The sequence below is a fragment of the Dapis brunnea BLCC-M229 genome (assembly GCF_050015995.1).
Lineage (GTDB): Bacteria > Cyanobacteriota > Cyanobacteriia > Cyanobacteriales > Microcoleaceae > Trichodesmium.
In genome coordinates, this window is sequence record NZ_JBNHEP010000046.1 from 1 (window position 1) to 1,936 (window position 1,936).

The 1,936-nt window shown below is 39.5% G+C and carries 1 protein-coding gene; it reads right to left on the reverse strand.

Annotation, left to right across the window (positions count from 1 at the left end):
* Positions 1–434: 434 nt before the first annotated feature.
* A partial coding sequence (locus ACP6PM_RS04415; protein WP_426582204.1) for a WD40 repeat domain-containing protein occupies positions 435–1,936 on the reverse strand: 1,502 nt, incomplete at its 5' end.

Consider the following 1,936-nt stretch of genomic DNA (forward strand, 5'->3'; position numbering starts at 1 on the left):
TGCCAATGACTACGGCTAAACGTCGTGAAAAATCTGACATGGTTATTTAGCTCCAATCGGGTAATTAGTTATTGTATAGCAGTCGAAGCAAAGATTAGGACATTTCTAAATCCTGAAATCCTTTGACAGTTTACTATTCCCTATTCCCTATTCCCTATTCCCTATTCCCTAGCGCGTAGCGCTATATAATTTGGTCTAGTAGGATGGGTAGAGCGATAGCGAAACCCATCAATCTCTTTCTAAGCATTAGGGCGAACACTAAAATTAAGAATCACCTTAGCCCAATCCTATCCATTATAAGAAAAGGTAATTATTAATTATTAATTGTTAATTATTAATTGTTTACCTGTATATATTGATGGACTATGATTAGATAGGGTAGACCAATTTGGAGAAGGGATAGTAGAAATTGGAGATGGAACCTGCTTCGACTGCTATACACCATCACATAAACGCCGATCGCTCTCCTGAACATTGGGGTTATTTTCTAGATAATCACGCACCCAGTTACACCCTTTCTCTCTCAGTTCATCTAATCCTCCTATACGCCATAATTTTGCATTTCCGGATGTGTCAAGAGTAGCCATTAAGCTGCCATCAGCACTCATACTAATACTTGTAACTTCGCTTTTATGCCCATCTTGGAAAGCAGTCAATAATTTTCCTGATATATCCCATACAAGGGTATAACCCTTCTTATCCCTACCACGCTGCTCCGTACCAACGACTAAGCCACCCCTGGTACTAAAACCGATACTATTACTATTAAAGTTGCCCGTAAATTTGTACTTACCACTCTTAAACTTAACTAATTCCTGACCAAACTTCAATTTTTTTAAACCAGACTCCAATTCTTCCTCCTCACCAGACTTCAATTCTTTTAAAAAGATATTACCGTTCTCTGTATAGTGAGTCTCCGCCACTAACAACTTGCCATCAGAACTAAAAGTGATGTCACCCTCTCTGTCTATTCTTTTAGGTTCACTGTTCGGGATTTGACTGTTCAAATTCAACTCATGGAGAGTACCACTCCTATACCGATTAGTAGTCTTTGGAACTAAAGTACTTCCGTCCACAACAAACAATTGTGTACCATCAGGGCTAAAAAGAAGCTGAGTAATTGTTTCATCAAATTTTTTAGATTTATACAACTCATTGCCATTCAAATCCAATAAGCGAATTGTATTGTCTTGATCGACAGCAGCCAATTGTGTACCATCAGGGCTAAAAATGATTTGCCTGATTTTTGTTTGAATATCTGAAAATCGCTTCAACTCGTTACCCTTCAAATCCAACAGACGAATAGTGTCATCACTTTCGACAACAGCGAGTTGCTCACCATCGGGGCTGATGCTGATACTTTTTAAATTCTCAGTTAACTTTAACTCCTCTAATGGCTTTAATGGCTTCTTATCTAGTTTCCACCAGACTAGGGTATTGTCATCACCTAAACTAGCAAGTTGTCCGCCCTTCGACGAGCTAGAAATAACCTCACGAATACCACCTTGATGCCCTTTCAGTTCAAATTCCAAGGCATTTGACAAAGAGTCAGGAATCAGATTTGGTTTATCATAAACACTAATAATACCCTCACCCTGTTGCCCAATAATCAGACGATCTTCGGTATCAAAAATGATACTTTTAACTCTACCTATGGATTTAAAATTATCCCAAGTATCACTATCTAAACTGCCAAAGTAGGCAATGTTTTCCTCCCCTCCAAACAATCCTGCTAAGTGTTTACCATTAGGACTAAAAACTAGATTGCTTGGGAGGCTACCATTAAAATTTTTAAACTCTGCTAACAGATCACCACTCCTGTAGTCTGACAAGCTGAGGGTGCGAGATTCCTTTGCCAACTGATTACCCTGACGGGGAGACCTGAGGGTGCGAGATTCCTTTGCCAACTGATTACCCTGACGGGGAGACCTGAGGG